Here is a 25563-nt window from a genome sequence, read left to right as displayed (position 1 = left end):
TGGTCTCTTTCATACTACGCCAAATACTTTTCCGCAGATACCATATAAACTAGCTGATCCTAGCCATTGGAAATACATTCTCTCTAACGTTGAAAAATCAGCCATTCCAATTTGCGTGCCAAAGATTAAACTCTTTCTAATGGACATCTCTAACTCTCGGATTAATAAAAACTTAGCACCTTTATAGTCGACTCCATTTAAAAGAATAGTTTACAGACTATCACATCTTTTCCCGATCAAGCTTCCGATTAATTTCATGAAGCAAATAAAGCCCTCGGAGCAAGCAACCTACGATAATACCAAATCCAATGATGAGTCCGATCTCATTCAATGGCAACAATATAAGTCCAACTACGCTGCTCGCTACGATAAGAAAAAAGAGAAACATCTCGCACCTCCTAAATTCATACAAAACTAATTTATCATTTCTTACGTCTAACATGGAGTTGTGAGCAAAATTAAAAGGTTTTGTTGTTTCTTTACAGACCTTAATAAGTGATTTCCGCTACTTTTAACTACAACCCTACTAAAAAAAGAGCAGCTGCCATTATGGCAACTGCTCTCTTTCATAATTTATCAAATTCACTTAAGAAGGGAATCCTAGTACGGCTTTCGTTTCAAGGTACTCTTCAATTCCGAAGTCTCCCCACTCGCGTCCGATACCGGATTGCTTGTAACCACCAAATGGTGCTGCAAAGTCCATATCTGCATTGTTCACTTTAATTCGTCCAGCACGGATGCTTGTTGCAACTTTGCGAAGCGTTTCTTTATCTTCACCAAAGACATAACCTGCCAGGCCATATACAACGTCATTTGCAATTTCGATCGCTTCATCAATTGTTTCATATGTGATGATCGACATAACTGGTCCAAAGATCTCTTCTTGCGCAATGACCATGTCATTCTTCACGTCTGTAAAGATAGTTGGTTGTGCGTAATAGCCCTTTTCAAGACCTTCTGGCTTACCAGTTCCACCTGCGATGAGTGTCGCGCCTTCGTCAATTCCTTTTTGAATATAAGACTGCACGGTATTCCACTGCTTTTCAGAAACAAGTGGTCCTACATAGTTATTTTCATTCGGATCGCCAACTGGGAATTCAGGAAGAACATTTTTTACCGCTTCTTCAAATTCTTCTTTTCTAGAAGCAGGAACAATCATTCTAGTACCAGCTGAACATACTTGACCAGAGTTTGTTGCAATGTGGCTTACAGCAGCTTTAGCAGCTTTTGTAATGTCTGCATCTTCAAGCATGACAAATGGAGATTTACCTCCAAGTTCAAGTGCAACTGTCTTGATTGTTTCTGCCGCGTTTTTCATTACTTTTTCACCAACGCCTGCTGATCCTGTAAACGAAACAAAATCGATATCAGGGTGTGAGCTAATGCCGTCACCGATCGTTTCGCCTGTACCGTTCACAAGGTTAAATACGCCTTTAGGTACGCCAACTTTATCAAAGATCTCTGTTAAAATAATTGCAGCAAATGGTGTGATTTCAGCTGGTTTTAAGACAACTGGACTACCTGCTGCAAATGCACTCGCAATCTTAGTAGACGATTGGTTTGTCGGGAAGTTCCAAGGTGTAATAAGGCCACTTACACCAACTGCTTCTTTAAAGATCGTATGATCGCCACGATCTTCTGAGAAAGAATACTCTTTCAGTGCTTTCGCTGCTTCAGAGAAGTGTTGATAGCCCATGTTGTAATGAACTTTCTCTGAAATGGATCGAGGAGAACCAAGTTCTTGTGTAATCACGTCAATGATTTCTTCTTTACGGTTCGCGTATTCTGCCGCAATATCTTCGAGCATTTTCACACGTTCTTCTCGACTTGTTTGAGAGAAAGAAGGGAATGCCGCACGAGCTGCTTTAACTGCTTTATCCAAATCTTCTTTCGTTCCCAAACTAATCTTGCCGATGACTTCTTCTGTCGCTGGATTGATTACGTCATGTGTTTCTGAACCTGTAGATTCAACCCATTCGCCGTTAATGTAATGTTTTAATTGGTTACGCATGATGTAAAAACTCCTTTTTATGTTTAATCGATTTATATCATTTAGCTTATCTTTGCTTCCACAGTAACTGTAACCGTTAAGGACTATAGTTAAACATACGAATGCTTTTATGAAGTTTAGTAAGCGATTGCTTATTTTTGAATTCTGGGTATGCTAGCTTTAGACTATTAGATAGAGACGTGAAGAAAGGATGATCAATAATGGGACAATCCATTAAAGGTAAAATCGCTTATATTACTGGGGCAAGTAGCGGTATCGGACGTGCGACGGCTCTTCAGCTTGCAAGTGAAGGGGTTCATGTTGGCTTGATTGCCAGAACAGAAAGCAAGCTAAAAGAAGTCGCTGCGGAAGCAGAATCTTACGGTATTAAAGCCGTTGTTGCTCCTGCTAACATTGCAGAGATTGAGGAAGTTAATAAAGCCGTTGATCACTTAAAAAACGACCTCGGCTCGGCAGATATTTTGATCAATAATGCTGGTATGGGGCGATATGGCTCATTCTTAGAAATGGCGCCCGATGACTGGAAGGAAACTCTCGAAGTAAATGTTTACGGGACGTATCATGTAACGCGGGCTGTTCTTCCACAAATGATCGATAAAGATAGCGGTGATATTATCACAATCTCGTCAAGTAGCGGCCTAAAAGGAACAGCTGGTTCAACATCTTATAGTGCTTCTAAGTTTGCCATCCAGGGCATGACCGAAGCCCTCATGCAAGAAGTTCGCCGAAATAATATTCGCGTCTTCACACTAAATCCAAGCCTTGTTGCTACTGAACTCGTCTTCGGCGACAAGCTCGACGAACAGGATAAGGAAAAGTATATGCAACCTGAAGATCTCGCTGAATATATGGTTGGCCAGTTGAAATTGCACCCTCGCATTTTCATCAAGCAGTCATTGCAGTGGGCGACGAATCCGTTTTAAGCTAAATTTATTAAGTAAAAGTCGGTCATTAAGCCACTCTGACCGACTTTTATTTCATTATGAAAAAAAGTTCAACCTCTCCACTTTCCATAAAGTCGTTCGATCTCTTCCGGACTTGTACGACAGCATCCTCCAATTAACCGCGCTCCTGCTTGAAACCATTCTTTTGATCCATCTACGATCTCATCACACGTTTCATTCCCCTGCCACGTTTTTGAATTCGATTCATAGACTTCTCCAGAGTTTGGATAGACAATAATTGGCTTATCCGTTTGACCAGCTATCTCCTTTACCACTCTTGTCACAAACGATGGAGAAGCACAGTTGATACCAATCGCAGCTATTTGTTCGTTCTCCTCAAAATATCTGGAACATTCTTTTAAAGCAGTACCATCGCTAATTTTTTCTTCATTTTGAATGGTGAATGACAGCCAGGCATGAGTATCAGGAAACTCTTGTATCAATGATCCTAAAATTTTCGCTTCTTGAAAAGATGGAATTGTTTCAAAAGCTACTATATCAGCTCCTGCACTGATCAATGCTTCTATTCTTGGTCGATGAAATGCGATAAGCATCTCATCGCTAACGTGATAATCGCCTCGATACTCAGATCCATCAGCCAGGTATGCGCCATATGGGCCTACGGAAGCGGCAATAAAAGGTTTGGAACGATTCAAATGAGCCTCTCGTTCCCAGAAATCGTCGCGTGCTTTACGGGCAAGAAGGACGGTTTTCTTAATTAGTTCTACTGCTTCCTCTTCATTCAGACCTCGAGATTTCAGCCCCTCGATCGTAGCCTGATAACTTGATGTTATCCCACAGTCAGCCCCTGCTCGAAAATAATCTAAATGAACCTGATAGATGAGCTCTGGATTTTCAAGCAAGACGCGAGCAGACCATAGCGGATCATTTAAGTCGCACCCATATTTTTCAAGCTCTGTCGCAAGAGCCCCGTCTAATATCACAATATTAAAATCTTCTAAAATAGCATTAATAGGATTTTGTTTTTGTAGCATCAATTATCCCCCTTTTCTTTACTCGTTTTGTTAAATAATAACTTCCATAGCACAGCGCAATGAACGGTATTCCACAATAAAGCGCTACTCGCTGGGTAGGATCAAAAGCAATGCCTATCAGTGAAGCAAGACATAGTAAGAAAGCTAGAGCTGGAACAACAGGATAAAAAGGTGTGCGATAACCGAGCTCTTTCAATGAATTTCCTTCTTTTAAGTACCTCTTTCTAAAAAGAAACTGTGAGGCGCTAATACTCATCCATACGACAACAACGGCAAGTCCAGAAATAGAGACTAGAACAACGTAAACAGTATCTGGTGCAATAATGCTTGAAAATAACGCAAGTGCTCCACCCACCATACTAAAAATCACAGCGTTAAGAGGGACACCATTTTTGTTGAGCTTAGCAAAAACAGGCGATACCGTTTGCTTGTTCGAAAGTGACCAGAGCATTCTTGATGAAGCATATAACCCTGAGTTTGCAGCCGATAGAATGGCCGTTAGGATAACAAAATTCATAATATCAGCTGCAAATGGAACACCAATTCGTTCGAGCACAGCTACAAATGGACTTTCTAACACTCCTGCTTCCGAAGCGGGTAGAAGAGCTGATAAGATAAAAATTGAACCGACAAAGAATAGAATTAACCGAATCAATGTTGTGCGAATAGCCCTTGGGATGGTTTGTTCAGGATCTGATGTTTCTCCCGCTGCAATACCAATAAGTTCTGTACCAGAAAAAGCAAAATTCACTGCCAGCATCGCCATTAAAATGGCGAATGCCCCATTTGGAAAAACACCTTCATCTGTAAAGTTTGAGAATAATGAAGCGTTTGTTCCAGAGTCCATTGGAATAAACCCTACGATGGACGCTGCACCTATGATAATAAACAGCACGATCGCCAACACTTTTACTAAAGCAAACCAAAATTCCGTTTCTGCAAAAAATTTAACTGTTAAGACGTTAACAACAAAGATCACGCCTGCAAACAACCCGCTCCATACCCATACGCTGATGAATGGAAACCATCGCTGCATTAACATTCCAGCCGCTGTAAACTCAGACCCTAGCGCTACTGTCCAGGTTAGCCAATACAACCACGCAACCGTATAACCGGTTCCTCCTCCAATATATTTAGCGGCATAGCTATGAAAAGCACCTGTTTCAGGCATATGTACCGAAAGCTCTCCCAAACATAGCATTACAAGGTAAACCACCAATGCTCCAACCAAGTAAGAGAGTATCGTTCCAATAGGACCAGCTTGCTGGATCGTATAACCAGAGCTTAGAAACAACCCTGTACCTATGACCCCTCCTAGTGAGAGCATCACCACATGTCTTGACTTCATTTCCCTTTGAAAACCATGCTTGCTTTCCATCTTATTTCTCCTTACTTTTCCATCCAGAAAACAAAAAAACGCACCCAAAATGAGTGCGTTGCTGACAAAATAAAACCGAAGGCTCTCATCTATCAGGTTTATCACCCGCTGGAGTTAGCACAGTATCCGATGGACCTGTTGCTGAGGTTTCAAAGGGCCAGTCCCTCCACCTCTCTGGATAAGAAAATATATTTTAATAAAAATATCAATTATTCAAGTTATTGTCAATGGCGTTAACTATTTATGTTAACTTAGATAAAAAGTCCTAATTCATTCAAGCATCGATAAATCAACCGTATCTGCCATCTTCTCGTACCCTTCATCATTTGGGTGCAAATGATCTCCAGAATCGTACTTCGAGAGATATTTCGCAGGATCGTTAGGATCTCTCAATGCTTTATCAAAATCAATTACATCATCGAAGGCTCCGCTTGTCCGGATCCATTCGTTAACTTCCTGACGTGTTTTCTCCCCTTCTTCTGTATACATATCGGAATCTTTATATGGTGTTAACGTCCCTCCATAAATATCAAGACCCTTTTCATGAGTTGCTTTAATAATTGCTTTCATTCGATCAATGATTTTCTCTGAATCATATTCAGGATAGTGTCTTAAATCATTTATACCTTCGTGCAATAGAACCGCTTTTATCCCTTCCTGGCTTAAAACATCTCGATCTAATCTAGCTAATGCGTTCTCGCCTTTTCCTTCTTCGCTATTAATTAAATGATTCGCAGATACCCCTGCATTCAAGACAGACATGTTCACTTGAGCTTCTTCTTCATTCATTCGATTGGCAAGATAGTCTGGCCATCTGTTATTCGCATTCATAGTTGAATAATTGCCATTCGCTATTGAACTCCCCATTATGACGAGTGCACCATCTACTGAATTATTTGAAACCACCTCTAATCGATCTAGCCAGAACCAGGCTTCTTCTTTTGAAGTGTATGATGTACCTTCCGCATCCCCAGCATGATTCCCTTCCTCCGACATGTACACCGTTTGGTTTGAACGCTGATGCCATGTTGTAGGTCCAGTCTCACCATCTACTGATAAACTGACAGCAAGATTCTGATCCGCACCAACAAGGAATTCAATCGAATCGCTATACTGCTTTTCACCTGGAGGAATTGTAACGGATTTCTCTCCGTTAAACGTGATAACTTGATCTGTCTCGCCGTCTACGCTCGCACCTTCTTTTGAGACAGCAACCCTTACTTCTTTCATAGATAAAGGTAATGAACCAAATTCATTAGACAGTCGAATACGCATTTGATCTCCATCCATATGGGGACGAAGTATTAAGCGGATTGTTTGATCCTTAAAACCTTCATGCGAGTTTCCATCCTGAGCAGGCGCCTGCATGCTTGCTGTCCAAGATCCGATCCATTCACTCTCTTCTGATGCACCATTATTTGATGAAGGCCATCCTTTAGCACTTACCAAACTGATTGATCCAATGAGTGCAATGATGATAAAGCCAATTCCTATTCGCGTCATTGTTTTCTCGCCTCTCATGTTGTTTTCTATTGAACTTGTGACTTCCAAAGCGCTTCCGTTAAAAAAGCCTTCGCATATTTCCAATAATCTCAGTTGGTCGACCACTCTTTGTTTCCTATTCTTAATTAAGAAGCATACCCTTATTCCTATAGAATGAAGCCGCTTGAGCTTTAACGTAAAAAACATGCAAACAAACTGATATATAGATTACGAACAGTTAAAACGGAAAGAAGATGATAAGATTTGCACATTATAAATTTAAAAATCCGGTCCATAGGAAGATCAACAAAAAAATCCCCTCTTTCATTATTTGAAAGAGGGGATTTTTTAATGAAAAACGGTTCAATTAAACAAAAGCGATTATTAATTCATTTACCTCAACAATTGAGAAAGCAGCAGGCCAAGGTGGACTTATTAGAAGAAATCCATAAAATTCGTTTCTCTATTCGGTATTGTTTTTTGCAGAATGGCTACTTCCTTCTCTGGTCCTTGCAGTAAACCTGCTTCATAAAGCAATTCCGGCATCTGATAGCCAGTTAGAAGGGCTGTCAACGTATTAATATTACATCGTAGTCCACGTTTAGGTGGATGCGTACAAGCGGCATTTTCTTTATCTCCCTTGTACACATTAACTCCCTCCGCGCTAATATGATAGCTCCCATTATTCCATTGTGCATGTTCATCTGTAATATGTAGAAAGAATGATTCATTCTTATCTAACTTGAATGGATAATGTTTTAGAAAGTTCTCTACGTCTACGATTCGTGCCATGAAATAGGCTTCAACTATTGTTTTCACTTTAGGATTATTTAGCAAGAAAGGAAGTTGATCGGCTACATTCGTCAGAAGTGTTCCATCATCAATCATGGAATCATGCTGACAGATATAATTCCAAAGCCCTCGTCTCGCCTCACCATCCAAACAAACCAATTCCTCTACCTCAATCGAACGATCTTTTACTTGATAGTACACATATCCTGTTAATCTGCCTTCTTCGTTTCGATATCCCGCAAACTGAAATCCTTCTGAATATACCCGTTCCCGCCACCAGCTTTCCGTTCGAACAAGCATGCCATTAAATCGATTAGCAAATTCTTCATATACTGGATTAAGCGTTTCGTAAACGTGTTCTAGTGCAATTCGTCGAACTTTACCATTTACACGTGGTAACAGTTTGAAATCTTCCTTCTTAAAATTTAACTTTTTCCAGTCATTCAGAACTTCAAAACCAAACTTACGGTAAAAGGGAATTTGGAAAGGATGGAGAAAAGAGATTGTTTGTCCTCTATTCTTCATTTCCAATAGGGCGTTTTGTAGTAAACGTGCTACTCTCCCACCTCTTCTATGCTCAGGGTATGTTGCAACCGACGCAATACCGCCCATAGCGAACTTTTTCCCAGCAATCCATGTTTCAAAATCAATTAAATGAAGCTTAGCGGCAAGCTCGTCGCCTTCAAAATCTCCCCATATTTCATGTTGACTATAGCCCCTAATTTTTTCTTCTAAATCTTTATCAGGAACTTTATATTGAAAAGCATATTCTGAAAGTCGTACGGCATCAATTACTTCGCTTTTTTCTAATCTTCGCATGTTAAGCCTCCTATTTTAATGTTTTCCTTTTATTACAATCATGAGTGGACCAATAATCGGTAGAACACCATGTATTCCTGACACATGGTCGCGTTCACGTAAAGCCAGAATAGAGAGTCCTGTTAAAACTAGAAAATCGATCGTCATCACATGAACAAAATTCGATTCTAGAAAAGCTTTTTGATAAATAGAAGCATCTCCAGCAACTAGTCCGTAAATCATTAAACCAAGAGCTATCATAATAAGGACAAGGGAAAGACCACGAGATTGAAGTATTATCCTCAACTTATCTGGCGTTCGATTGGGGGCATCCTTCTTCTTATTTAAAATAAAATATGGCATTAAGCTAAATGCCCCAGCTACAAATGAACCAAGTACAAATGGCCATGCTGGTATTGAACCACGGTCGCTCCGTAACAGCAATACAGCAAAAACAGCAGGAAATACTCCGAGTAGTGAAAACATGGCAAGTAAACTGGGATCGGGTTGATTCATCGTTAATAATTCAGAAAGATAAGGACCATTTCCTTCTGGCGCTAGAAAAACTGAATACAGTATAAACCCAAGCCATATGATAAGTAAGATGAATCTCTTCATCATGCACCTTCTTTCCTCTTTATCTTTCTAAATCATAAAGTTATCCTGAAAAAATCTCAAATATGTGTAGAATTTTCGAACAATTGTGGTATACTAATTGTAACAAAACATTCACAAATTATTCTTTATTTCGACATAAGTTTAGTTTGTAAGCGGTATCATAAAAAGGAGTTGTTAACTATGGATGTCTATATGGTCTATCTTTTCGTTATCACGGCTACACCGTTGTTTCTGTGGCAGGATTATAAGAAGCTTGCTTTCTTACACACACCGTTTATTGTGGCAATCTGGGCGCTACTTATTTTCTACATTGGTGGCGGTATGACTCCAGTAGCACATACACTCTTTATTACTCTTTTCGCGATTAATGTTCTTTTCGCTCATTTAGCGGCTTATCTCATCTTTGCTCGCCCATTCCTTAAGGAACGTTCACTTGCAAAGAAAATGTCACAAATAGAAGACTAAATTTTCAACAGTACTGTGGAGATTCTTAAATCTCTACAAAATTTCAATTTAAAAAAAGCTGTTCACCTCAAGAGGTGAACAGCTTTTTTTGAATCACATATTCATATTGTGCATGCCGAATGACATAACCCAGATTGTACCGGCAACGACTGCAACCGCAATGAAAACTGCGTAAAGAATCGTTCCGACCTGAATTCGGCTACTATCACTCTCAGTAATATGCATAAACATTAAGAGCTGAATCGCTGCCTGAATCAATGCCAGGATGACAACAATAATCATAATCGTTCTAAAACTAAAGTCTGAAGCGAATCCGACCCATAAAGCAAGTAGTGTTAAAACAATCGATAGACCGAAACCAACTAAGTGGCTCCATGGGAAGTGGCTATGACTATTTGTCTGCTCGTTGTTTGAGGCCATCTTACATCACCATCCCATACAAGTAGACTGCTGTGAAGATAAAGATCCACACAACGTCAAGGAAGTGCCAGTATAAACTTGAAATAAAGACCTTCCTTGTTGTGTCAGGTGTTAATCCGCGTTGCTTCAATTGAATCAAAATAAGTGAAATCCATGCAATACCCATTGTTACGTGGGCACCGTGCGTTCCGACTAATACAAAGAAGCCAGACCAATAGGCACTAGTTGTTAGTGCAGCACCTTCATGAATGTAATGAACAAATTCATAAATTTCAAACCCTAGGAATCCTAAACCTAATGCGAGTGTAATACCTAACCAGAGAAACAATCCTTTAAGAGAATGATTTCTCATATAGTGAATAGCAAGTCCACATGTGAAACTACTTGTTAGTAGCAAAAATGTTTCAATTAACACACCACTAATTTCAAAAAGCTCTTCTGGTCCTGGACCGCCAGCTGTACGACCAACTAATACTAGATAAGTGGCAAACAGCGTTGAGAACAAAGCGATTTCGGCACCGAGGAAAATCCAGAAGCCTAGAATATTCAGTCGGCCAGTTTCCGACTGATATTCTAAAGGCGTGTTAGGAGAATATTCGACTGATTCCATGCTTCACGCCTCCTTTATAAAGTAGTTTTTTTCTCATCTTCTTCTATTTCTTCTACGCTAACGTAGAAACCTTTATCATAATCAAATGAACGGATCACCATTGTTGCAAGGACACCAATTAGCCCAAGAATAGACATCCAAGTCCAAGAGAATACCATACCAAATCCTGCAATAAAGAAGAATACACTCATCACAATCGGCACGCCAGAGTAACTAGGCATATGAATTGGTTTATAAGGTTTCTTCTCAGGTGTTTTCCCTTGTTTCTTCTCTTCTTTCATAATCCAGAATGCATCATGTCCTTTCGCTTCAGGAAGATGAGCGAAGTTATAATGCGGTACTGGAGCTGGTGTTGACCATTCAAGTGTTCTAGCATCCCAAGGGTCACCAGTTGTTTCACGTGGAGAGTAACGGAAGCTATAGTAGATGTTATAAACAAGAATCAAGAATCCGATTCCCATTAGCATACCACCGAACGTAGCAAGTACGTTCAAGCTCATCCATCCGTCTCCAATTCCATAAGTGTAAATACGACGAGGCATTCCTGCAAGACCTAGGAAATACATCGGGAAGAAACATAAGTTAAATCCTGCAACGAAAATCCAGAAACTCCATTTACCAAGACGCTCGTTCAAACGGTGATTGAACATTTTTGGATACCAGAAGTATAGACCTGCGAAACAAGCATACACAGTACCCGAGATGAGCACGTAGTGGAAGTGAGCAACTAGGAAGTACGTATTGTGGTACTGATAGTCAGCAGCTGCCATCGCTAGCATAACACCTGTTACCCCACCGATAACGAAGTTCGGGATAAAGGCAAGCGACCAAAGCATCGCTGTCGTAAATCGTATTCGCCCTTTGTACAGAGTGAATAGCCAGTTAAAGATCTTCACACCTGTCGGAACGGCGATTAACATCGTAGTGATGGAGAAGAATGAGTTAACTGCTCCACCTGCTCCCATCGTAAAGAAGTGGTGAACCCATACTAGGAAGCTTAGTCCGGCAATAACGACCATGGAATAAACCATTGCTTTATAACCGAAAAGTGTCTTACGTGCAAATGTACTAATAATTTCTGAGAACATACCAAACGCCGGAAGAATAACAATGTACACTTCAGGGTGGCCCCAAATCCAGAAGAGGTTTGCCCAAAGCATTGGCATACCGCCATCCATCATTGTAAAGAAGTGACTTCCAAACAGACGATCAAACGTCATAAGTGCAAGTGCCACGGTAAGAACCGGGAATGCAAAGATGATGATAACCATCGTAATTAATGAAGACCATGTAAACATAGGCATTTGCATAAGCTTCATAGATGGTACTCTCATTTTCAAAATCGTAACGAGGAAGTTAATACCCGTTAATAATGTACCGATACCTGCAATTTGTAAGCCGAGTAAGTAATAGTTCTGCCCTACTCCTGGGCTTAGTTCGAGACCAGCTAATGGAACATAACTTGTCCAACCAGCAGATGGAGATCCACCAATAACAAATGAAATGTTAAAGAGCATAGCCCCCATGAAGAAAGTCCAGAAACTTACTGCGTTTAAAAACGGATAAGCAACGTCTCGTGCACCAATTTGTAATGGTACAACAACGTTTATTAAACCAATTAAGAACGGCATAGCCATGAAAATAATCATGATTGTACCGTGCGTTGTAAATATTTCATTATAGTGGTTCGCATCCAAAAAGCTTGAATCTGGAACCGTTAATTGCGCCCTCATGAGCATGGCATCTACACCACCGCGGAAAAGCATAAGAACTGCTGCGATGATATACATGATACCGAGTTTTTTATGGTCAACAGTGGTTAGCCATTCCGTCCATAACCATTTCCACTTTTTGAAATACGTTAAGGCGAAGATTGCGCCAATCAATGTTAGTGCAATTGATACATCCGCCCCATAGATCAGCGGATCCCCGGTGACAAAAAATTCATCCAATTTCATGGTGTCTTCCTCCTCTCTTAATGCGAGTGTTCCTCGGAATCTTTTTCAGAGTCTTCATGGTTCATTTCTGAATGATCCATTTCTGAGGACTCATCTTCATCAGTTGATTCGCCATTACGGACCTTTGTTGCGTATTCAGCGTCCATTCCATGATCAACCCACTGAAGGTGAGTTTCTGAGAATGTCTGCTCTTCTGTATGACCTTTAAGCATCAACTCATTGTATTTCTCTTGAGTAAGTTCAGGTGCGTCTTGCGCCTCTTCTACCCACTCATCGTAATCTTCTTGAGATTCAGCTGTTACAGTAAATACCTGCTCAGTAAATCCTTCACCAGTGAAGTTGGCATTACGTCCGCGATACTCACCAATTTCATCAGCTTGCAAATAAAGTTCTGTCATCATGCCAGACATTGTGTATTCCTGCCCACCAAGTGACGGAATCCAAAATGATCCCATTGAATCTGCCGATGCTAATTTAAATAGAATTGGGTGATCTTCAGGGATATGAAGATAGTTCACCGTTTCAATATTTTCTTCTGGATAGCTAAACACCCATTTCCAATCGACTGATGTCGCATGAATCACGATTGGATCTTTATGAGACGTCGCTTCCGGTGCCTCTTCTAGTGCAAAAATCGTTTGTACAGTCGGCACTGCAAGGACAATAAGAATAATTACCGGAATTACAGTCCAAACAATTTCAAGGAACACATTCCCCTCGATATGTGGAGGTTCGTATTCAGGACCACTCTTACGCTCACGATATTTAACAAGGATGAGTGTAAATAGCACGAACACGACCAAAACAATAAACAGCATAAAGCCAATAGAGAAAAGAATTAAATTCGCTTGTTGTTCTGCTACAGGTCCTTTTGGATCAAGAACGGTTAAGTTACTACAGCCACTCAATACCATCACTGCAAGAAACATACTGAGCGCAAAAAATGATTTCATTCGCTTCACCGCCAGGCCACCTTCCTTTCTTCCTATATATTAGTTAAGTAGATTTTAAACAAAAAATGACAGAAACAACTGTTACCATTGGCTATTGTAGCAGGTTCCTTTCATAAATGTGACAGGTGTCACAAGATGTCAAAAGTTGCTCATGTATTTATCACTTTTTTGTCACATTTCATACATATTTTGTTCAAATTTGTGGAATGATTTAACTTTAATGGATATAACAGCGCTTGCTTCATTTGTCTCTGCTTTTCTTCAAGCACGATCGTTGTCTGTTCAATAGACTAATTGATAAAGTATGACTGTATTTTGAAAGGAGCTTATCATGAACTTACAATTAACTGACAAACTAGCACTTGTTACAGGGTCAACATCCGGAATAGGTAAAGGAATTGCGGAAGTACTATTAAAAGAAGGTGCAGAAGTTATTATCAACGGACGTACGTATGAGCGTGTACAGGATGTGGTGAAGGAACTATCATCACTCGGGAATGTACACGGCGTTGTTGGAGATCTTTCAAAGCAAGGCGAAAGCAAGCAACTCATTGAAGAAGTAAACAAGATTGGTCAGCTCGACATCTTAATTAATAATATGGGGGCATTTGAAGTTAAGCCGTTCACAGACGTATCAGATGAAGAGTGGATGAGTTATTTCCAAACAAACGTCATTAGTGCCGTGAGACTGAGTCGCGAATTTCTCCCTACTATGCTATCAAGGGATACAGGACGAATCCTGAATATCGCGAGTGAAGCAGGCGTTAAACCACTATCCCAAATGCTTCCATACTCGGTAACGAAAAGTTCTTTAATTAGCTTATCACGCGGACTTGCTGAAATAACAAAAGGCTCAAATGTTACTGTTAACTCTGTACTACCGGGTCCAACATGGACAGATGGCGTAGCAAGCTTCATGGAAGGCGCAGCTGCCGAAGAAAAGAAAGATCTTGATAACTTTACACGAGACTACTTTAAAGACAACGAACCAACATCGTTAATTCAACGTTTTGCACGAGTCGAAGAAGTGGCAAACACAGTAGCCTTTCTCGCGTCACCATTATCATCAGCGATAAATGGATCAGCTCAGCGTGTAGAGGGCGGAATTATTCGCTCCGTTTAATAGCACCACCCAATATGAAAACCCCTCTGACTTGGTCAGAGGGGTTTTCTGCTATTTTGCTTCAAGTAGCCACTTTGTCGCTTGCACATCTACATAGCCGTTACTTTTAAAGGTAAGACTTACATCATGTTCTTCAGGGAAAAACCTTGATGTGAACACTTCCTCACCATCATTTACAAACACTTCAATCGAGGATGAATCGACATAGAATCGAAGGTTATAAACTTCATCGATGGAGCAGCTTCGCGACTCATCCTTTCCATCAACAAAACTCTTTCGTTTAAACGTTAATATTCCTTTATCAGCATCATAAATCATTTCGGCATTGTTTCGGAAGTTAACAGCAAACGAGTTTTCCACTTTCTGCACATGAAGAAGTAATTCATATGTGGTTCCGTGAAACTCCTCCCATTCCTTTTCTTCATTAGAAAGCGTGATTTCTTTTTTCACTTCATTCTGTCGCATCGCTTCTAATTCCTTCACAGGACGTTGGATAAGTTTATCCCCTTCGTAATAAAGCTCTCTTGGAATGGTTAGCATGTGTATCCATTTGTGTTCGATTGTTGGATGATGCTCTTCTCCCTGCTCAGGCACACCCATCCAACCAATCATCAGCCTTCTTCCGTTCTCATCAAGTGTCGATTGTGGTGCATAAAATTCAAAACCTCGATCAAGCTCTGTAAACGATCCGTGATTCATCTTTCCACTCACATAATTCATTTCTCCAGAAAGGTACCCTGTTTGATAGACATTTTGGTACAAGTATCCTGTAGGCTTTAGCCCTTGGGGGGAAAAGAGAAGAATATCCTTCCCATCTAACTCAAATAAGTCAGGGCATTCCCACATGAATCCTAAATCACCAATCGGTTCTTCCCCAGAAGCTGTGACGTCCCCTTTCAACATCCAGTCCTTTAAATTGGTTGATTCAAATAAGGCGACTCGACCTTCTTCATTTAGGTTCTGCGTACCAACCACCATGTACCATTTCTCTAAATGCTGCCACACTTTTGGATCTCGAAAATGAGGGGTATATCCTTCAGGCAAGTTTAATACTACGCCCTTTTTATCAAAGTGAATCCCATCTTCTGATTCAGCCAGACACTGATAGGTTTCACGATTTCCCTGCTCATCTTTTACATTCCCAGTATAGAAAAGCATCAATTTATCTTCAGAGACGACCGCACTTCCCGAATAGCAGCCATTCTTGTCGTACCAGTCCCCAGGGGCTAAGGCAATTGGGGCAAGCTCCCAGTTAATGAGGTCTGTCGACGTATAATGTCCCCAGAATTTAGCGCCATGATCCGTTTTAAAAGGCATCCATTGAAAGAAAACGTGATAAACGCCCTTCCATTGTATAAAACCATTTGGATCATTTAATAACCCTGCAGGTGGCATTAAGTGAAATGCTGAGCGGCGGTAGTCACTTTCAACTGTTTCACGTTGTGCCTCTATTTCTTTCATTGCAAGATCCTTTAGCTGCTCGTTTCGATCCGTCATAAAAATCACCTAGTTCATTAAGATTTTGAAAAAGGGGATCCGCTTTATTGAGGATCCCCTTCGCTATTATTTATCTAGCATACCGTCTTTGTAGCCAAATGCCCATGTAAGACCAAAGGCAATCCCAATCGAAATGATGTTAACAAGTAGATACAATACAATCTGACTATTCAAGAATAGTAATGTACCTGGGATAACAGTAACTGCAAGGCCCGTCGCTTTTAATTTAAAGAGTGATGCGAGGAATCCCCCGACTGCACCACCGATTAATCCCATGATAAATGGCTTCATATACCGGAGATTGACACCAAAGATAGCCGGCTCTGTAATTCCAAGAAAAGCAGATAAAGAAGATGGAAGGGCTAATGCTTTCAATTTCTTAGACTTTGTTTTCAGGCCAACAGCAAGTGCTGCCCCACCCTGAGCTGCGATTGCCGCAGAAATAATTGGGTTAAATGGATTGTAGCCAAGGTTTTCAAACAACTGAATTTCAAGGAAGTTGAAAATGTGATGAACACCTGTAATAACAATAATTTGATGGAAGAATCCAATGATTAAACCACTTAGACCAAATGGAAGATCAAGAATATAAATCGTACCATCCATGATGTACTCTTCTACCGTATGGAAAATAGGTCCGATCGCAAATAGCGACAAAGTAATCATAATTAACAATACTAGGAACGGAGTTAAAATAAGATCTAGTGCTTCTGGTACTATTTTACGAATTCGTTTTTCTAACTTTGCTCCGAGTAAACCTGCAACAAAAGCGGGAATAACCGAACCTTGATAGCCTACTACTGGAATAAACCCTAGAAACTTAAGTGGCTCTGCATTTCCTGCCGCTACTTCCCATGCGTTCGGAAGAGCAGGCGTAACAAGCATCAATCCGAGTACGAGACCGATCGTCGGATTTCCTCCAAACACTCGGAAGGTTGACCATGCTACAAGCGCTGGTAGGAAGATAAATGCTGTATCCGTTAGAACTTGTGTAAATAGAATAAAGTTATCTGAGATATCCCCTGGTGTTAAGCCGAATAGAGCAAGTATCTCTTCTTGAAGCACAAGACCGCGTAGTCCCATAAATAACCCTGTTGCTACAAGCGCTGGAATGATTGGAACGAACACATCACCAAATGAGCGGATCGCACGTTGAAACGCATTTCCTTGCTTCGATGATTCTTCTTTAATTTCGGACTTAGTAGAACCAGTTGCTCCTAGCGCTGTCACCTCATCATAAATTCGGTTAACAGTCCCTGTCCCAAAAATAACCTGATATTGTCCAGAATTATAGAAGGCACCCTTTACTTTCTCTACCCCTTCTACTCTTTCTTGATCAATTTTTTCTTTGTCGTGTACCATAATTCTTAGTCTTGTTGCACAATGGGCAACAGATTGAATATTCTCCTGTCCACCAATAGCATCAATGACTTCCTGAGCAATCTCACTGTTTGTAGCCATATCATTAACTCCCTTCACATTATATCTCGCGCATGGTATCGATTCCATATTTGGCGAAATAAGAGCGTTTTCATTTCCTCGCTCTTTTTAGTCTATCGTTAAGTAATTAAATAATGAGTGATATGTGAACGATTCCACATTGGTTAAAAAGAAATTGACATCGCTTTCACTAGTTACTATACACTATCCCTTTCAATAAGTCTATAGTTAAGTTTAAGCTTTTTCTTTTCCAAAACTTTCCCTGATAGCTGCTCTAAAATAAGCTGAGCCGTTTTCTGTCCAGCATCTTCATTAAAATAGTCCACAGTTGATAATGCCGGCGTCACGTGGCGGGATAAGTCAGAAGCACCGATACCGAATAATGCCATATCTTCTGGAATGCGAATCCCCTGCTCTTTCAACAAGCCAAGCGCTCCAATCGCCATGCGATCCGTTACGGCAAAAATAGCGGTTGGTTTTAATTCAGATTGCTCCACTAATTGTTTGGCAGCTTCATATCCGGACTCAAATGTAAAGTTCCCATATTGAATCCAACCTTTTTCCACTGTTAAACCGTGCTTTTTCATTGCATCAAGGTAACCCTGTTTCCTCACGATCCCAACAGCATGGTCTGTTTCTGGTACACCTATAAAACCAATGTGGCGGTGACCTTTTTCTATAAGTGACTCTGTCACACTATATGAAGAATGATAGTCATCGTATACGACAGACATGACGCCATTTAATTCCTGTCCAATTGCAACAAAAGGAATAGAAGCATCTGAAATGGTATCAAGTAATTCTTGGTTCCGATTTGTGGCAAGCAAAATAATACCGTCCACCTGACGACTTTTTAATAGCTTTATATTTTGTATTTCTTTCTCAGGCTGTAATTGGGTATTGGTTAGAAGAATCTGATAACCGTTGGCCGCAAGCTCATTCTCGATCCCATTAACAACACGACTGGCTGTTTCAGTACTGATTCTTGGCAGAATAACGCCTATAACGCCCGAACGCTTCGTACGCATTGTTTTCGCATGTGCACTCGGAATATATCCCATCTCTTCCACTGCTTCAACGACGCGCTGCCTTGCTTCATGACTAACATAACCATTGTCATTTAGCACTCGCGAGACTGTTGTTCGTGAAACACCTGCTCGTTTTGCTACATCCTTAATTGTTGGCATAACCGTTCCTCCATCATGACAGTCTTTCCTTAATTCATCATAATCGATCTCACTGCTGTTGTCTATAACTGGAAATATGTGTAGGGAGGACCGATTTTGTAAGTCTCCTCAGTTTACTTCTAATGTAATGCCCTCTATGATGTAGAAGAGTGTGTGTTATTTCGTGATACTAAATAAATAGCGTTAATAGATACTCCAAAAAAATAACTTTATTTAAAGGAGGGCTGCTATGACAGACCACTATGAACATGAAAATTTAGATGCATCAGCGCGGAAAAAGCTAATTATTCTTGTCTGTACGATTCTAGCTTTTGCCGTTATGAATGGAACGATGTTCAACGTTGCCATTCCCGATATTGCTGCATCTTTTAATCTCAGTCCATCAGAAGTAAGCTGGGTGTTAACTGGATATATTCTTGTATTTGCCATTGGCTCCCTTATGTACGGTAAGCTAGCGGATATCTATCCAATCAAAACTCTTTTTACTATAGGGATTAGTATTTTTGCTACAGGGGCCTTTATTGGTTTTCTTTCTCCCAACTATCCTACTCTTCTAGCAGCACGAATACTTCAAGCAATTGGTGGCGCAACAATTCCAGCGCTTGCCTTTATTGTTCCAATTCGGTTTCTCCCTAAAGAAAAAGGAAGAGTGTTTGGATTGATCTCTTCCACCGTTGCCTTTGCTTCAGGTGTCGGTCCTATAATCGGTGGTGTTGTAGGAGGTACGCTGAATTGGCGCTTCCTTTTCCTTTTCTCTGTTGCGACTGTATTTGCCATTCCGCTCTTTAGAAAATGGCTACCGAATGAAGAAAAGCGTTCAGGATCCATTGATTTACCAGGTGCTGCGCTTATGGCTGTATCGGTAGCATCATTGTTGTTCTATATTACAACGTTCCTTTGGTATTTACTCGTCCTCTTTACCGTCTTTTTCATTCTATTCTTATGGCGAACGTTTACGATTACACACCCATTTATCGATCCCGTTATATTGAAAAATACCAAATACACGATCACCGTGTTAACTAGTTTCCTTGGAACTTCCGCGCTCTTTGGATTGATCTTCGTCATCCCAATAATGTTGCGAGAGCTTAACGGGCTATCAACCTTAAATATCGGTCTTGTCTTATTTCCCGGGGCAATGGCTGCTGGTTTAATCGGCCAAATCGGTGGTAGAATCATCGAACAGCGTGGCGCAATACTTGTTGTAAAAATAGCGCTTCTTCTGATCGCAAGTGGAACATTTTTCATCTCAACGTTTTCAGGTTACAACGCATGGGTTATTGCACCGTGTCTATTAATAGCTTACCTTGGGTTTCCACTCATCCAGAGTTCAACAGCTGATCTCCTGTCTTCCATTCTACCTGATAACCAAAATGGTGTAGGTATGGGGGTTTTCAATTTATTGAACTTCCTTGCTGGCGCTTTTAGTTCAGCTATTTTCGGAAGGCTTCTTGAAATGAAAAACGTTACTTTTTCGATGAATCCACTTTCACGATCAGGAAGTAATCTCATTTTTAGTAACTTGTACCTTGGGTTAACCTGTATTGCTCTGCTCGCATTTGCCATCTTCACGTTGAAATTTCTATCAAAACGTGAAAAAGCACTATCCGAATCATCTGCGTCTTAATAAGCAATCAAAAGATCGGCCATAGAGCCGATCTTTTTCTTACATCAAATTTGCAACATATAAACCGCTTGCTGCTGCCTGTGATAGAGAATGCGTTTCACCAGAGCAATCTCCGATCAAAAAGAGACCTTCTACTTCTGTTTCAAAATGATCATTTGTCTGGATCTTTGCTTCGTAAAACTTTCCATCCATACCATATAATAACGTCTCTCCATCAATTGGCTCACCGATAAGCTTTTCGAGGCAATAAAGAAACTCCTGAAGCGCACGAAGATAGATGTTCGGCACTTCGTCTATCAAGTTCCCAGCTTCTCCATCAAGGGAAGGAACAATTGAATTCGAACTTAGAATTGTCGAAGTTGTAGCCTCTTGTTTTTTTAATTCCCGCAGACGCTGGACAACAATTCGCTCCCCACCTCTATTAATCCCTCCAATAATTTGCTGTGCAGTGTTATCCGCTTCCTCTTTCGAAGAATAAAAAGAAGGAACAAATAAGGTGAAGTTCAAATTGTTTCCTGGCGCATTATTTTCTCTTTTATTCTGTCCATCCGGCATAACAAGCCCGTGTTGATATTTCCTTATAATTCGCCCATTTGGGTTCATACAGTACGTCGTTCCTTCAAATGCCTCTCGTTGAATATGAAGCTTCGTTTCGAACGTATCCTTCAAGATGGATGTGAGCTGATCACCTCGCATTTCTACTCGAATACCCAAATCAAGGCGAGCAGGACCAGGCACTAGACCTAACTGTTCACATTGGGCATACATCCACTCACTTCCGCTATTACCTGTCGAGATAACAACATTTTTTGTTTTCACGTTTCCTGTTGAGGTAGTTACCTCAAAGCATTCCGCTTTTTCAATCGAGTAAACATCCGTTTCAAATCTTAAATCAATTCTTTCTAACAAATACTCATACAAATTTTGAAACACTTCAAAAGAAAGGTTTGTCCCAAGGTGTCTAACTGAAGTCGTGAACACATCTAACCCTACGTTTTTGGCTTTCTCCTCTAACTCCGAACTGTATGTATGATAGAGCTCAGCCTTGTCCCCGCCAAAAGAACAAAGAATGCGGTCGACTTCCCACATCAATTTTTCCGACTGAGCAGTACCTATTTTTCTACCGAGACTACCACCAAAATCATTCGTATAATTAAATTTACCTTCTGATTTACCTAGCCCAGCAAACCCTATGTATTGGTCACAAATGTCACAAGAACATTCTTGTTGTGAACCAAGCCTACAATTTCGGTCGGAAAGCTTCTTTCCTTTATCGATTAACATGATTTTATATTCTGGATGTAGCTCCGTTAACTGATATGCCATAAAAATACCACTAACTCCAGCTCCAATGATCGTGACATCGTACATGGCACTACCTCCAATCATTTTATTTAAAAGCATATCACATCAAAAGGACTGATCTCTAAAAAATCAGTCCTTTAAATGAAAGCGAATATTATCTAACGACGTCCTCTTGAACGTCTTCCTGAGCTACGTCTGCCGCTTGAACGCCTACCTGAGCGTCGGCTGCGACGGTTACTACGTCTCCCTGTCGAGAAAAGTCCAGAGCGCACGCCGCACGAGCGTTTGCCTGAGCTACGTCTGCCGCTTGAGCGCCTACCTGAACGTCTTCCTGAGCTACGACGTCCTGAACGTGAACGCTTCCCTGAGCTACGTTTTCCACTTGAGCGACGACTACGACAACCGCTTGAACCTTTACCTGAACGACGACCAGATTTCTTCCCTGACTTACGCTTGCCACCTCTAGCTTCGATCGGGTTTTGAATAAGAAACTCATCAAGTCCTGCTTCCTGAGCTTGTTGTAATAGCACCTCTACATTCATTGAAACATTCTTCAACACTGTTTGCTCCCTTCCCTTATCTTCTGCTTTAGCATTACTATATGATATGAAGAAATGAAGAGCTTGTTCAGTTCCTACGGAAAATTCCACTCTCTCCCATTTAAGTGGCATGATCTCATATGACCTCATATCTTGTTATGAGTAGGAAAAGGATAAAGGAAGTGACGTATGAGCATTCCACACTATCATTTATCGATCGATAAAAAAGGTATGAAAAAGCTAAAGAAAGATAAATGGAGCGATCAACTTGTACCAGCTGTTTTACAAGTAGACCAAACGAATTATGAGGTGAAAACAACTTATCGTGGCGCACACACGCGAAAATTCAAAAAAAAATCGTATATGGTTGAGTTTAATGACACGAACTTATTTCATCATCAAAAAACACTGCACTTAAATGCCGAATTCAATGATTATTCATTATTAAGAAGTAAGCTTTCTTTCAATTTATTTCATAAATTGAATGTACTAACTCCTAATGCTGAACACATTATGCTCACACACAATAACCACTTCTCAAGCATCTACTTAAAACTGGATTCGATAGATGAATTTTATCTTAACAATCATAACCTACCAGATGGGCCCATTTACTATGCTCAAAATGATGACGCCAATTTTTCACTCCTTCGACCTGATGATTACAAACCGAAGAAATCATTGCTTGATGGATATATGAGAAAATACGGATTGGAGTCAGACGATCATTCAGTTGAAATTCTTCTATATAAAATCAACACATTATCACAAGAAAAGTTTATAACTGAAATAAACAATTTTATAGACGTTGAAAAATATTTAAGCTGGCTATGTGGCGTCGTTTGCACACAAAACTTTGATGCCTTTATTCAAAACTACGCCCTTTACCAAAACAGAGAAACCAATCGGTTTGAAGTTATTCCATGGGATTACGACGCTACGTGGGGGCGAGATATTAACGGAAGAATGATGGAACATGACTATATCCCCATCAGTGGCTACAATACGCTTACAGCGAGACTACTAGCCTGTCCTACCTTTAGAGCTCGATACAAATTAAAACTTGAGCAAACAATCGAAACATTCTTTACCACCAAAGAACTTGAAAAAGAGATCAATGAACTTCACCAAATTTTGAGACCTTATGCCCTTAACGATACTTTTCTAAAAAATAAACTAAGCTACTTTGATTCAGAACCTGACTTTATACTTAAATACATCCGAGACCGCGTGAATTTTATAAAGAAAGAATTGACCGATTTTTAAAAGAATTTTTGGCCGGTGCCTGTCACTCTAATGAGCCTAAACACTAAATGAAAATAACCAAAAAGCCCCCGAACGGGGGCTTTTACTCATTTTCTTCCTTCTGTTTCTTCTGTTCTTTATCTTTTTCTAGTTTCTCATCGGATCGCTGCTTCTCAAGCTTTTCTCTAATCCGATTAAATTCTTTACTAGGTGGCATCAAACTAACAATAACATCACCTGCTTCAGCTCTAGTTTGAGAGTCATGGGCGAAGAACTCCAAACTTCCAGAGGGCTTTTTCACAAAGAGCATGATCGTTTCATCGTCTCTTTCTTCCAGGTATTGATCATAAGCATATTGCTGAGTGATGTTTGTTTTACGGAAAACATAACCACTTTCTACCTTACGATTCAGGCTTTCCCATGTAGCTCCTTCTTTAAAGGCTACACGTCCACCGATCGTGTGAACAAGCTCCTCCAGATCATCTCCTCGATCGTTACGTAAGCTTAACTGGAAGAGGTTATTACGACCAATCTCCGGAACGAAAGTCGTACAAACGAGCGCATTATAAGAATCAAGCTCCGTAGCTGCAAGCATATACTCGTAAGGGGTGAGATCAAGGCGATACTCTGTTTGCTCAGAGAGTATTTCTCCTCTATAAAAAGGTACTCCTGCTTTTCTCGTTGTAAGCAGCCTTTGCCATGATGAGTCTGTTATTAATACAGGGATTTTAAGTTCTTTCAGCGTTTTGGATAATGCCGTAGAGAACGTACTACCCCCAACAATCAGAACACCGGGCTGGCCATCACTCGCTAGTCCAAGCTTCTCAGCAGTCCAACGAATAGAAAAGCCGTGAACTACAACAGTAGCGAATACTAATGCAAACGTAAGTGACATTAATATTTTTGCATCCTCAAATCCTGCATCAAGTAAAACACTAGCAAAATAGCTCGCTACAGTTAATGCCACAATACCTCGTGGCGCGATCCAGCCAACAAGCGTTTTTTCTTGCCATGATAAATCCGTTCCAATGGTTGATAACCAAATGGATAGTGGTCTTACTACAAATAACATCAGAATTACGAAGACCAGAATTTGCCAATGGAAAATTTCAAGCAAAGTGTCAACTGATAAAGAAGCTGTTAGCATGATGAAAATCGTAGAGATCAATAGCACTGATATATTTTCTTTAAAATGCCTCATATCATCAATCGAAGAGATATGCATATTGGCAAGAGTAATACCCATTGCCGTAACAGCAAGCAGTCCAGTTTCATGCGTGATTTCATCAGCCACTGCGAAACAAAGAATCACCACTGCGAACACGACTGGAGATTTCAAGAATTCAGGTACATAACCTTTCTCGAACATCCAACCTACTCCGCGACCACATAAGAAGCCAAATAATGTGGCAAAAAGGGATCCTAAGAAAAAGACAAGTAGGACAGTTGCCGTTGCTTCTTCTACTTTTAAGAATTTAATAATTTCGAATGCAAATACAGCGAGAAGAGCTCCAAGTGGATCAACGATAATCCCTTCCCACTTTAATATTTTCGCGGGTCTTGGTTTTAGTTTGGCTTGCCTCAATAACGGCAAAATGACCGTAGGGCCAGTGACAATAAATAATCCACCAATAACAAATGCTACGCCCCAAGATAGACCTGCAACGTAATGGGCTGATAACGAACCAAGGAGCCACGCTAGAAAAGCTCCTATCGTTACAATTCTTCCGACCGGTCTCCCAAGCCCTTTAATCTCACGAAAATCAAGATTTAGACTTCCTTCAAATAAAATAATGGCAACTGCGATAGATACAAACGGGTCAAATAAGTCACCAAATACATCTTCTGGATGAAGTAATCCAAAAAGCGGACCGACAAGCAATCCAATGATGGACATAACGACAATGGCAGGGAAGTGAAAACGCCAGGCAATCCACTGTGAAAAGATGCCAAGGGCACCCACAAGCATAATATTAAATAAAATCGAATCGACCATGGATAGCCTCCTTATGTTTAACAACTGCTAGTTCTTCATTTCTATTCTGTCCTTTGTACATAACTTCACTATAATCGAAGTGAACAGAAATGTTTGAAAATATGCTCAAATTTGTAGATATTAGTAAAAAAGAAGGAAACATCTATTACCTGCCGTCATTTTATACGTAATCACTGCTTC

Annotated in this window: 22 protein-coding genes and 1 riboswitch; of the genes, 5 read left to right on the top strand and 17 right to left on the bottom strand. The window is 40.4% G+C overall.

Translation table 11 applies throughout. From position 1 onward, the window contains the following. Window positions 1-220 precede the first annotated feature (220 nt). Window positions 221-388 (bottom strand): hypothetical protein, encoded by a 168-nt coding sequence (locus IQ283_RS00555; RefSeq protein WP_194218232.1) that lies wholly within the window; start codon window positions 386-388, stop codon window positions 221-223. Between the two features lie 198 nt (window positions 389-586). Next, a complete protein-coding gene (locus IQ283_RS00550) occupies window positions 587-2011 on the bottom strand; it encodes an aldehyde dehydrogenase family protein (protein WP_194218231.1) in 1425 nt (474 codons plus the stop codon). Window positions 2012-2211: 200 nt separating this feature from the next. On the opposite strand from IQ283_RS00550, the gene IQ283_RS00545 reads away from it, so the two are divergent. Beyond that, on the top strand, window positions 2212-2934 hold the full coding sequence (locus IQ283_RS00545) for a 3-ketoacyl-ACP reductase (protein WP_194218230.1): 723 nt from the start codon (window positions 2212-2214) through the stop codon (window positions 2932-2934). 71 nt (window positions 2935-3005) lie between these two features. On the opposite strand, the gene mmuM is transcribed toward IQ283_RS00545, so the two are convergent. The 5 genes from mmuM to IQ283_RS00520 form a co-directional block, all read right to left on the bottom strand. Further along, entirely contained in the window at window positions 3006-3950 is a 945-nt protein-coding gene (gene mmuM / locus IQ283_RS00540) for a homocysteine S-methyltransferase (protein ID WP_194218229.1), read from the bottom strand. Continuing rightward, a complete protein-coding gene (gene mmuP / locus IQ283_RS00535; RefSeq protein ID WP_194218228.1) occupies window positions 3925-5328 on the bottom strand; it encodes an S-methylmethionine permease in 1404 nt (467 codons plus the stop codon). The genes mmuM and mmuP overlap by 26 nt, the downstream gene beginning before the upstream one ends. 82 nt (window positions 5329-5410) lie before the next feature. Continuing rightward, window positions 5411-5513: riboswitch (SAM riboswitch) on the bottom strand. Window positions 5514-5598: 85 nt separating this feature from the next. Then, window positions 5599-6831 carry an SGNH/GDSL hydrolase family protein gene (locus IQ283_RS00530; RefSeq protein WP_194218227.1) on the bottom strand — a complete coding sequence of 411 codons (1233 nt, stop codon included), beginning with the start codon at window positions 6829-6831 and terminating at the stop codon, window positions 5599-5601. 414 nt (window positions 6832-7245) lie between these two features. After that, on the bottom strand, window positions 7246-8421 hold the full coding sequence (locus IQ283_RS00525) for a GNAT family N-acetyltransferase (RefSeq protein WP_194218226.1): 1176 nt from the start codon (window positions 8419-8421) through the stop codon (window positions 7246-7248). A gap of 15 nt (window positions 8422-8436) precedes the next feature. After that, complete coding sequence (locus IQ283_RS00520) at window positions 8437-9018, bottom strand: hypothetical protein (protein WP_194218225.1); 582 nt, start codon at window positions 9016-9018, stop codon at window positions 8437-8439. Window positions 9019-9198: 180 nt separating this feature from the next. Between IQ283_RS00520 and IQ283_RS00515 the strand changes: the two genes are divergently transcribed. Next, window positions 9199-9483, top strand: coding sequence for a spore morphogenesis/germination protein YwcE (locus IQ283_RS00515; RefSeq protein ID WP_194218224.1), 285 nt, complete (start codon window positions 9199-9201; stop codon window positions 9481-9483). A 93-nt stretch (window positions 9484-9576) separates the two neighbouring features. Here the strand turns inward: IQ283_RS00515 and qoxD are convergent, their stop codons facing one another. The 4 genes from qoxD to qoxA are packed head-to-tail and all read right to left on the bottom strand — an operon-like array spanning window position 9577 to window position 13424. After that, entirely contained in the window at window positions 9577-9903 is a 327-nt protein-coding gene (gene qoxD / locus IQ283_RS00510) for a cytochrome aa3 quinol oxidase subunit IV (RefSeq protein WP_194218223.1), read from the bottom strand. A 1-nt stretch (window position 9904) separates the two neighbouring features. Next, a complete protein-coding gene (gene qoxC, locus IQ283_RS00505; protein ID WP_194218222.1) occupies window positions 9905-10513 on the bottom strand; it encodes a cytochrome aa3 quinol oxidase subunit III in 609 nt (202 codons plus the stop codon). A gap of 14 nt (window positions 10514-10527) precedes the next feature. Next, the gene (gene qoxB, locus IQ283_RS00500; RefSeq protein ID WP_194218221.1) at window positions 10528-12471 is read right to left on the bottom strand and encodes a cytochrome aa3 quinol oxidase subunit I; all 1944 of its coding nucleotides are present in this window, start codon (window positions 12469-12471) and stop codon (window positions 10528-10530) included. Window positions 12472-12488: 17 nt separating this feature from the next. Continuing rightward, on the bottom strand, window positions 12489-13424 hold the full coding sequence (qoxA, locus tag IQ283_RS00495; protein ID WP_194218220.1) for a cytochrome aa3 quinol oxidase subunit II: 936 nt from the start codon (window positions 13422-13424) through the stop codon (window positions 12489-12491). Between the two features lie 331 nt (window positions 13425-13755). Between qoxA and IQ283_RS00490 the strand changes: the two genes are divergently transcribed. Next, complete coding sequence (locus tag IQ283_RS00490; RefSeq protein WP_194218219.1) at window positions 13756-14547, top strand: SDR family NAD(P)-dependent oxidoreductase; 792 nt, start codon at window positions 13756-13758, stop codon at window positions 14545-14547. A 51-nt stretch (window positions 14548-14598) separates the two neighbouring features. Here the strand turns inward: IQ283_RS00490 and IQ283_RS00485 are convergent, their stop codons facing one another. From IQ283_RS00485 to IQ283_RS00475, 3 genes are all read right to left on the bottom strand, one after another. After that, entirely contained in the window at window positions 14599-16044 is a 1446-nt protein-coding gene (locus IQ283_RS00485; RefSeq protein ID WP_194218218.1) for a glycoside hydrolase family 32 protein, read from the bottom strand. A 66-nt stretch (window positions 16045-16110) separates the two neighbouring features. After that, entirely contained in the window at window positions 16111-17505 is a 1395-nt protein-coding gene (locus tag IQ283_RS00480) for a sucrose-specific PTS transporter subunit IIBC (RefSeq protein ID WP_194218217.1), read from the bottom strand. A 176-nt stretch (window positions 17506-17681) separates the two neighbouring features. Then, on the bottom strand, window positions 17682-18671 hold the full coding sequence (locus IQ283_RS00475; protein WP_194218216.1) for a LacI family DNA-binding transcriptional regulator: 990 nt from the start codon (window positions 18669-18671) through the stop codon (window positions 17682-17684). Window positions 18672-18900: 229 nt separating this feature from the next. Here IQ283_RS00475 and IQ283_RS00470 point away from each other — a divergent pair, with 229 nt between their 5' ends. After that, window positions 18901-20298 (top strand): MFS transporter, encoded by a 1398-nt coding sequence (locus tag IQ283_RS00470; RefSeq protein ID WP_194218215.1) that lies wholly within the window; start codon window positions 18901-18903, stop codon window positions 20296-20298. 39 nt (window positions 20299-20337) lie between these two features. Here the strand turns inward: IQ283_RS00470 and IQ283_RS00465 are convergent, their stop codons facing one another. Together IQ283_RS00465 and IQ283_RS00460 are read right to left on the bottom strand one after the other, a co-directional pair. After that, on the bottom strand, window positions 20338-21669 hold the full coding sequence (locus IQ283_RS00465; protein ID WP_194218214.1) for an NAD(P)/FAD-dependent oxidoreductase: 1332 nt from the start codon (window positions 21667-21669) through the stop codon (window positions 20338-20340). 88 nt (window positions 21670-21757) lie between these two features. Beyond that, a complete protein-coding gene (locus tag IQ283_RS00460) occupies window positions 21758-22099 on the bottom strand; it encodes a hypothetical protein (protein ID WP_194218213.1) in 342 nt (113 codons plus the stop codon). Between the two features lie 232 nt (window positions 22100-22331). On the opposite strand from IQ283_RS00460, the gene IQ283_RS00455 reads away from it, so the two are divergent. Beyond that, window positions 22332-23408 carry a CotH kinase family protein gene (locus IQ283_RS00455; RefSeq protein WP_194218212.1) on the top strand — a complete coding sequence of 359 codons (1077 nt, stop codon included), beginning with the start codon at window positions 22332-22334 and terminating at the stop codon, window positions 23406-23408. 82 nt (window positions 23409-23490) lie between these two features. Here the strand turns inward: IQ283_RS00455 and IQ283_RS00450 are convergent, their stop codons facing one another. Next, the gene (locus tag IQ283_RS00450; RefSeq protein ID WP_194218211.1) at window positions 23491-25383 is read right to left on the bottom strand and encodes a cation:proton antiporter; all 1893 of its coding nucleotides are present in this window, start codon (window positions 25381-25383) and stop codon (window positions 23491-23493) included. Window positions 25384-25563 lie beyond the last annotated feature (180 nt).

Origin of the sequence: Pseudalkalibacillus hwajinpoensis (assembly GCF_015234585.1) — a bacterium.
Lineage (GTDB): Bacteria > Bacillota > Bacilli > Bacillales > Guptibacillaceae > Guptibacillus > Guptibacillus hwajinpoensis_B.
Note: the sequence above shows the minus strand (reverse complement) of the source record. Positions and strands in the feature narration are given on the sequence as shown.

What these genes read in the sequence shown, in the direction of transcription:
- IQ283_RS00555 (WP_194218232.1), bottom strand. Translation starts at nt 388, where the DNA reads ATGTTTCTCTTTTTTCTTATCGTAGCGAGCAGCGTAGTTGGACTTATA.
- IQ283_RS00550 (WP_194218231.1), bottom strand. Translation starts at nt 2,011, where the DNA reads ATGCGTAACCAATTAAAACATTACATTAACGGCGAATGGGTTGAATCT.
- IQ283_RS00545 (WP_194218230.1), top strand. Translation starts at nt 2,212, where the DNA reads ATGGGACAATCCATTAAAGGTAAAATCGCTTATATTACTGGGGCAAGT.
- mmuM (WP_194218229.1), bottom strand. Translation starts at nt 3,950, where the DNA reads ATGCTACAAAAACAAAATCCTATTAATGCTATTTTAGAAGATTTTAAT.
- mmuP (WP_194218228.1), bottom strand. Translation starts at nt 5,328, where the DNA reads ATGGAAAGCAAGCATGGTTTTCAAAGGGAAATGAAGTCAAGACATGTG.
- IQ283_RS00530 (WP_194218227.1), bottom strand. Translation starts at nt 6,831, where the DNA reads ATGACGCGAATAGGAATTGGCTTTATCATCATTGCACTCATTGGATCA.
- IQ283_RS00525 (WP_194218226.1), bottom strand. Translation starts at nt 8,421, where the DNA reads ATGCGAAGATTAGAAAAAAGCGAAGTAATTGATGCCGTACGACTTTCA.
- IQ283_RS00520 (WP_194218225.1), bottom strand. Translation starts at nt 9,018, where the DNA reads ATGAAGAGATTCATCTTACTTATCATATGGCTTGGGTTTATACTGTAT.
- IQ283_RS00515 (WP_194218224.1), top strand. Translation starts at nt 9,199, where the DNA reads ATGGATGTCTATATGGTCTATCTTTTCGTTATCACGGCTACACCGTTG.
- qoxD (WP_194218223.1), bottom strand. Translation starts at nt 9,903, where the DNA reads ATGGCCTCAAACAACGAGCAGACAAATAGTCATAGCCACTTCCCATGG.
- qoxC (WP_194218222.1), bottom strand. Translation starts at nt 10,513, where the DNA reads ATGGAATCAGTCGAATATTCTCCTAACACGCCTTTAGAATATCAGTCG.
- qoxB (WP_194218221.1), bottom strand. Translation starts at nt 12,471, where the DNA reads ATGAAATTGGATGAATTTTTTGTCACCGGGGATCCGCTGATCTATGGG.
- qoxA (WP_194218220.1), bottom strand. Translation starts at nt 13,424, where the DNA reads ATGAAATCATTTTTTGCGCTCAGTATGTTTCTTGCAGTGATGGTATTG.
- IQ283_RS00490 (WP_194218219.1), top strand. Translation starts at nt 13,756, where the DNA reads ATGAACTTACAATTAACTGACAAACTAGCACTTGTTACAGGGTCAACA.
- IQ283_RS00485 (WP_194218218.1), bottom strand. Translation starts at nt 16,044, where the DNA reads ATGACGGATCGAAACGAGCAGCTAAAGGATCTTGCAATGAAAGAAATA.
- IQ283_RS00480 (WP_194218217.1), bottom strand. Translation starts at nt 17,505, where the DNA reads ATGGCTACAAACAGTGAGATTGCTCAGGAAGTCATTGATGCTATTGGT.
- IQ283_RS00475 (WP_194218216.1), bottom strand. Translation starts at nt 18,671, where the DNA reads ATGCCAACAATTAAGGATGTAGCAAAACGAGCAGGTGTTTCACGAACA.
- IQ283_RS00470 (WP_194218215.1), top strand. Translation starts at nt 18,901, where the DNA reads ATGACAGACCACTATGAACATGAAAATTTAGATGCATCAGCGCGGAAA.
- IQ283_RS00465 (WP_194218214.1), bottom strand. Translation starts at nt 21,669, where the DNA reads ATGTACGATGTCACGATCATTGGAGCTGGAGTTAGTGGTATTTTTATG.
- IQ283_RS00460 (WP_194218213.1), bottom strand. Translation starts at nt 22,099, where the DNA reads ATGAGTTTCTTATTCAAAACCCGATCGAAGCTAGAGGTGGCAAGCGTA.
- IQ283_RS00455 (WP_194218212.1), top strand. Translation starts at nt 22,332, where the DNA reads ATGAGCATTCCACACTATCATTTATCGATCGATAAAAAAGGTATGAAA.
- IQ283_RS00450 (WP_194218211.1), bottom strand. Translation starts at nt 25,383, where the DNA reads ATGGTCGATTCGATTTTATTTAATATTATGCTTGTGGGTGCCCTTGGC.